Below are 6,499 nucleotides of genomic sequence, written 5' to 3'. Positions count from 1 at the left end.
AGCAACTGGAAGAGCAGGCCGTTGTGCAGGCGATGAGAGCCGCGATGTCGCCTCCCCAGATAGTTGAGGATCACACCCGACTATCGGACGCTCAACTGTTGTATCGGGTCCACAGCGCTGACGACCAGATTGCTGCCGTGGAATTGGCACGACGACGTGTGCTTAGGCAAATCGGCCAAATGGGCGTGAATTGATTACTTGGTGTAGGATTGGTGTGGGATTGTAGAAATCCATCAAAAACTCACACACGGTAAGTATTTGATTTTATTGGTCGGAGTGAGAGGATTCGAACCTCCGACCCCTGCCTCCCGAAGACAGTGCTCTACCAGGCTGAGCTACACTCCGACCGTGGCGGGTGATCTATACCCGGCGGTTCCGATGCGCAAGAGGATTTTGGGGCTTGGACGTGGGAAATCGTTGGCGGAACAGGGCACGGCAATTTGATAATCGGAGTCAGCCGAGTGGATCCGTTTTGTACAGGCGAATTTTTGTGCCGCCATGGTCGACCACCGGGCCTGGCGCCAATAGTGGAAGACGGGTTGACCTAGCCAAGGAAGCGGAACTGGTCACTATTCCAACCCGCCACCCCTGAAATCGGCTCATCAGGGCTTTGCCCATTGCACCATAGACCGAGCGCAGCCGCTTTTCGTCTCCGATCCGTGCACCATAAGGCGGGTTCACAATTACCAGCCCCTTTGGGCCTTCCGGCGGTTTCATGTCACTAACCGACTTCAAATGAAACTGTGTCGCTTGGCTCACCTGCGCTCGCTTGGCGTTTGCGGTGGCAGCTTCAATCGCACCTGCATTTCTGTCCGAGCCGTAGAAGGTTAGCCCACTTTCCTTGCTGGTGAAGCTGTCTCGCATTGATTGCCAATGGTCGCGATCAAAACTGGCAAGGTCTTCAAAAGCAAAGCTGCGCGACCGGCCGGGCAGCAAGCCCAGGGCGATTTCGGCGGCCTCGATCACAAATGTGCCTGACCCGCACATTGGATCAAGGACAGGTTCGTTACCAGTGTAGCCGCAGTCGTGCAGAAACATGGCGGCCATTGTTTCCCGCATCGGCGCTTTGGCTATCGCTTCCTTATGCCCGCGCTTGTGCAAAAGCTCGCCTGAGCTGTCGATCGACAATGTGCACATGTCTTTTTCGATTCGCAGCAGGACCCTTAGGCTGGCTTCAGATGAGATCGGAGCCCCCAATGTCTCGGATATCGCGCGTTCGATCCTTTGTCGGGCGGCTCCGGCATGGTAAATCCGGGATTTGCGGCTTGTTGCCTCGACCTTGATCGGAACGTCCGGGCGCAGGAACTGTTTCCACGGAAATTTGCGGGCCCGTTTGTCCAGCTGAGCCAGATGCACCGCCGGGAAGTTCCCCAACCGCACAAGAACCTTGTTCGCACCTCTCAAGGTCAGGTTGGCCCGCCAGATTTCGGACCAAGATCCTCGGCACGTTACGCCACCACGGACCTCTTTCGCCTGGGCGAATCCGTTCGACTGCGCCTCGGCGCATAAGGGACCTTCGAGGCCCGGTGTCGCAATCAGAAAGATGTCGAGGTCTGCGTTTTGTTCCATTTTGGTTGCTTACACCGGAACCTTCGCGGGTGCGACACGCTTTTTTTGGCGCCCGAAATGTGTCACTTTGCCGAGTAAATAGCGGGAAAGTGCGGTTTCAAGATAACTTTTGGCGGTAACAGGTTTGCGTTTAGAAGCGTCCCCGCGTAAAGGGTCCGTGATCGGAATTATGCCTGCGGAATTTGGACCCATTTTGTCGCTTTCGCGACAAGTGGTATGAATTTCCGCGTTATTGCATGGCCCCAACTGGCGTCAGCAATGCAGGCGCAGCAATGAAGGCTTGGAAGAACGTAGCGACATGCAAACTTTCAAACTTAAAAAAGGGTTGGATCTGCCGGTTGAAGGCGCTCCTGACCAGACCATCCATCCGGGGCCGGACTACAAGACCGTCGGCGTTTTGGGTGGAGACTATATCGGCCTGAAGCCCAAGATGTTGGTGCAAGAGGGTGAGGAGGTTCAACGGGGTGCACCGTTGTTCTGCCACAAGGACGCACCAGAGGCGATAATGGTTGCGCCGGTAAGCGGTAAAGTGGTTGCCATCAACCGGGGTGCCCGCCGTGTCCTGCAAAGCGTTGTGATCGAAGTGTCGGATGCAAATGACAACGGCGTCGATTTTTCGAACGTTGGCGATGCAGAAAGCGCAGAAGGTGTGACCGCCAAACTGTGTGCAGCCGGCCTTTGGACGGCGTTTCGCACGCGGCCCTATTCGAAGATGCCGCAGCCGGGCAGCGCGCCGACGGCAATCTTTGTAACTGCCATGGACAGTGATCCGCTGGCCCCAGATGCCGCGTCGATCATCGCTGAAGCGCCCGAGGCGTTCAACTCGGGTCTGGCAGCGATCACCAAACTGACCGAAGGAAAAACCTTTCTGTGCCAGAAGGACGGCGATGCGATCCCCGGAGCAGATGTTCCCGGCGTAGAAGCGGCGGCGTTTTCTGGTCCGCACCCGTCTGGTCTGGCGGGTACCCATATCCATTTTCTCGAGCCTCTGGCTGGTGAAAAGCAGGTCTGGACCATCAGCTATCAGGATGTCATTGCAATCGGCCGCCTGATGCAAACCGGTCATCTGGATCCCAATATTGTGATTGCTTTGACCGGTCCCGGGGCGCGTCAGCCGCGTCTGGTGCGCACCGTTATGGGTGCATCCACGGATGACCTGACCCGTGATGAGGTGAACGTGGACGGCACGCCGCGTATCATCTCGGGCTCAATCCTGTCTGGTCAGCAAGCTGATGGACCAACAGCCTATCTGGGTCGTTTTGCGCGCCAGATCAGCATCATACGTGAAGATCACGATCAAATTCCGATGGGCTGGATTCGTCCAATGCCATCGAAGTTTTCTGTTCAGCCCGTTTTGGGTTCTGCGTTTGCCAAGAAGCTGTACGCTTTTACATCCAACCTGAATGGTGGACGTCGCGCGATGGTGCCAACCGGTGTGTTCGAGGAACTGATGCCGCAGGATTACCTGCCCACACAGTTACTGCGCGCTTTGTTGGTGATGGATACCGACACCGCCCAAGCCTTGGGCGCATTGGAGCTGGATGAAGAGGACCTGGGTCTTGTGGGCTTTGCCTGTCCAGCGAAATATGAATACGGGCTGGCGCTGCGCGACTGCCTGAGCAAGATTGAAAAGGAGGGCTGATCCAAATGGGTTTGCGCAGCTTCTTCGATCGGATCGAGCCGAACTTTACCAAGGGCGGCAAGTACGAAAAGTATTTCCCCATCTACGAGATGGTCGAAAGCTTTATCTACACTCCGAAAACTGTGACCACCGTTGCCCCTCATGCGCGGTCTTACGTGGATATGAAGCGGATCATGACCTATGTCGTGATCGCGACGATCCCGTGTATCCTGTGGGGAATGTACAATACCGGCTATCAGGCCAATTCAGCTATAGCCACGCTTGGGCCTGATTCCGCAACTGGATGGCGGATCGCCATTCTGCAGATGTTTGGCATCTCGCTGAACCCGGAAAGCATTTTTGCCAATGTCATGCACGGGCTGATGTATTTCCTACCGATCTATATCGTCACGCTGGTCGCCGGTGGTATTTTCGAGGTCATCTTCGCAACCGTGCGCGGGCACGAGGTGAACGAGGGTTTCCTTGTCACATCAATGCTCTACACGCTGATCATGCCCGCAACCACGCCACTTTGGCAGGTCGCATTGGGGATTATCTTCGGTGTCGTGATCGGTAAGGAAGTGTTTGGTGGGACAGGCAAGAACTTCCTCAACCCGGCGCTGGTTGGCCGGGCTTTCTTGTACTTCGCTTATCCTGCGCAGATGTCGGGCGATGCGGTTTGGACCCCGGTTGATGGGTTCTCGGGTGCAACTGCACTGGCGGTTTCGGCGGCTGACGGCGTTCAGGCGCTGGCGGCTGAAGGCATCACCTGGTCAAACGCGTTCTTCGGACAGATCCAGGGCAGCTTTGGTGAGACATCGACCTTGGCGTGTATGATCGGTCTGGCCTTCCTGCTGACGACGAAGATTGCCAATTACCGGCTGATTGTGGGCTGTCTGGCCGGAACTATCGGCTTTACCCTGCTGCTGAACCTCATTGGCTCGGACACCAACCCAATGTTCGCGATGCCATGGTACTGGCACATCGTTCTGGGCGGTTACGCGTTTGGTCTGGCCTTTATGGTGACCGAACCGGTTTCGGCCAGCCACACCAACGTAGGTCGCTATATCTATGGCGCTCTGATCGGTGTCATGGTTGTGATGATCCGCGTGATCAATCCGGCTTTCCCCGAAGGCATGATGCTGGCAATCCTGTTCGGGAACGTTTTTGCACCGCTGATCGATTACTTCGTCGTTCAGGCCAACATTAAACGGAGGGCGCGTCGCCATGTCTGATACGCATTCCCAAGAACCGAAGGGCGCGATTGCCAAGTTTCTGGCGGCCTCGCCGGACTCGGTTGGCAAAACGATCTTCATCGCCGTCGCCGTTTGTCTTGTCGCCTCGATGGTCGTTTCCGCCGCAGCCGTTAGCCTGCGCCCGGTACAGGAAACCAACCGACTGAAGGACAAACAGGTCAACGTTCTGCAAGTTGCGGGCGTTTTTGAACCCGGCATCGACGTGACCGAAGCGTTTGCCGCTTTTGAACCGCATGTGCTGGAACTGTCCACCGGTGACTTCGTCGATGATCGGTTCGACCCGACCACCTTCGACGACATCGCTGCTGCCAGCGACCCTGAGTTGAGCGTTGCGCTGGACGATGATCCCGCGGGCATTGGTCGCAAGTCGAAATACCGCGTGATCTATCTGCTGCGTGATGATGCAGGTGATCTGGACAAGGTGATCCTGCCGCTGCACGGCTATGGTCTATGGTCCACGCTTTATGGCTTTATTGCGCTGGAGAATAACGGCAACGATATCTACGGCCTGCAATTCTATCAGCACGGCGAAACCCCGGGCCTCGGCGCCGAGGTGGATAACCCGCGCTGGAAAGCGTTGTGGAATGGCAAGAAGTTGCGCGATGACAATGGTGATCTGCAAATCACGGTGTCCAAATCGCAACCTGCGGCCGGTCCTGATTTCTATATCGATGCTCTGGCAGGGGCGACCCTGACCTCGGTTGGTGTCGATAACCTGGTGAAATTCTGGATGGGTGACGCGGGCTATGCTCCGTTCCTGGCCAAGCTGCAAGCAGGAGAGTTCTAATGTCTCAGACCAAGAAAGAGATGCTGGTCGACCCGCTTGTCGACAACAACCCGATCACCTTGCAGGTGCTGGGCATCTGTTCGGCGCTGGCGGTGACCTCGTCGCTGCAGGTGTCGATGGTGATGGCGCTGGCGGTGATCTTCGTGACCTCGTTCTCGTCTTTCTTCATCTCTTGCCTGCGCAACCAGATTCCCGGTTCGATCCGGATCATCGTACAGATGGTGATCATCGCCTCGCTGGTGATCCTCGTGGACCAGATCCTGAAAGCCTATGCTTTCGAGATCTCGAAAACCCTGTCGGTTTTCGTGGGCCTGATCATCACCAACTGTATCGTGATGGGCCGGGCCGAGGCGTTTGCAATGAAGAACCCACCCGTTGCGTCCTTTATCGACGGCATGGGCAACGGCATGGGCTATGGTCTGATCCTGCTGCTGGTCGGCTTCATTCGTGAGTTGTTCGGCGCCGGGTCGCTGTTCGGCGTCACCATTCTGGAGACCGTCAACAACGGTGGCTGGTATGTGCCCAACGGCATGCTGCTGCTGCCACCGTCAGCGTTCTTCATCATCGGTCTGATCATCTGGGCCTTCCGCACATGGAAGCCGAACCAGGTGGAAGAGCGTGAATACAAAATTCAGCAGGTAGAGGCCCACTAATGGAAGGTCTGATCTCACTGGCCGTAAAGGCCATCTTTGTCGAAAACCTTGCGCTCAGCTTCTTCCTGGGGATGTGTACTTTCATCGCCGTGTCCAAGAAGATCTCGACCGCGCTGGGTCTAGGTATTTCGGTTATGGTCGTGCAGGCCATCACCGTGCCCGCGAACAATCTGTTGCTGAACTACTTGCTGAAACCGGGCGCACTTGCTTGGGCTGGCTTCCCGGATGTGGACCTGACCTTCCTTGGCCTGATCTCGTATATCGGCGTGATCGCGGCGATGGTTCAGATCCTCGAGATGGTTTTGGACAAGTACTTCCCGCCGCTCTACAACGCTCTGGGGATCTTCCTGCCGCTGATCACGGTAAACTGTGCCATTCTGGGTGGCTCGTTGTTCATGGTCGAGCGTGACTATAACTTTGCCGAAGCGGCAACCTATGGTCTGTCTTCCGGCTTTGGCTGGGCGTTGGCGATCACTGCGATGGCGGGTGTTCGCGAAAAGCTGAAATATTCGGACATTCCCGACGGCCTACAGGGTCTGGGCATCACCTTCATCACCGCAGGATTGATGGCCATGGCCTTCATGTCCTTCTCGGGCGTGAAACTGTAAGGAGG

General features: G+C 56.3%; 7 protein-coding genes and 1 tRNA gene. 6 read left to right on the top strand and 2 right to left on the bottom strand.

From position 1 onward, the window contains the following. Positions 1-194 (top strand): hypothetical protein (locus GS636_RS22600; protein ID WP_216602951.1); only part of this gene is annotated, 194 nt, incomplete at its 5' end. A gap of 74 nt (positions 195-268) precedes the next feature. Here GS636_RS22600 and GS636_RS17965 read toward each other — a convergent pair. Both GS636_RS17965 and GS636_RS17960 read right to left on the bottom strand, forming a co-directional pair. Beyond that, positions 269-345 (bottom strand) — tRNA-Pro (locus tag GS636_RS17965). A gap of 108 nt (positions 346-453) precedes the next feature. Then, positions 454-1,569 (bottom strand): class I SAM-dependent RNA methyltransferase, encoded by a 1,116-nt coding sequence (locus GS636_RS17960; RefSeq protein WP_171671301.1) that lies wholly within the window; start codon positions 1,567-1,569, stop codon positions 454-456. 298 nt (positions 1,570-1,867) lie between these two features. Between GS636_RS17960 and GS636_RS17955 the strand changes: the two genes are divergently transcribed. Genes GS636_RS17955 through nqrE form a run of 5 tightly spaced genes read left to right on the top strand, consistent with a single transcriptional unit; the run spans position 1,868 to position 6,494 of the window. Next, positions 1,868-3,211 carry a Na(+)-translocating NADH-quinone reductase subunit A gene (locus GS636_RS17955; protein ID WP_171671298.1) on the top strand — a complete coding sequence of 448 codons (1,344 nt, stop codon included), beginning with the start codon at positions 1,868-1,870 and terminating at the stop codon, positions 3,209-3,211. Positions 3,212-3,216: 5 nt separating this feature from the next. Beyond that, positions 3,217-4,425 carry an NADH:ubiquinone reductase (Na(+)-transporting) subunit B gene (locus GS636_RS17950; RefSeq protein ID WP_171185345.1) on the top strand — a complete coding sequence of 403 codons (1,209 nt, stop codon included), beginning with the start codon at positions 3,217-3,219 and terminating at the stop codon, positions 4,423-4,425. Beyond that, positions 4,418-5,233 carry a Na(+)-translocating NADH-quinone reductase subunit C gene (locus GS636_RS17945; RefSeq protein ID WP_171185346.1) on the top strand — a complete coding sequence of 272 codons (816 nt, stop codon included), beginning with the start codon at positions 4,418-4,420 and terminating at the stop codon, positions 5,231-5,233. Before GS636_RS17950 ends, GS636_RS17945 begins: the two co-directional genes overlap by 8 nt. Further along, entirely contained in the window at positions 5,233-5,886 is a 654-nt protein-coding gene (locus GS636_RS17940; protein WP_152460184.1) for an NADH:ubiquinone reductase (Na(+)-transporting) subunit D, read from the top strand. The genes GS636_RS17945 and GS636_RS17940 overlap by 1 nt, the downstream gene beginning before the upstream one ends. Further along, positions 5,886-6,494 carry an NADH:ubiquinone reductase (Na(+)-transporting) subunit E gene (gene nqrE / locus GS636_RS17935; protein ID WP_050603817.1) on the top strand — a complete coding sequence of 203 codons (609 nt, stop codon included), beginning with the start codon at positions 5,886-5,888 and terminating at the stop codon, positions 6,492-6,494. Before GS636_RS17940 ends, nqrE begins: the two co-directional genes overlap by 1 nt. Positions 6,495-6,499: the final 5 nt, after the last annotated feature.

Source organism: Ruegeria sp. HKCCD4884, assembly GCF_013110855.1.
GTDB lineage: Bacteria > Pseudomonadota > Alphaproteobacteria > Rhodobacterales > Rhodobacteraceae > Ruegeria.
The sequence above is the reverse complement of the archived record's forward strand: the minus strand, read 5'-3'. Positions and strand labels throughout refer to the sequence as shown.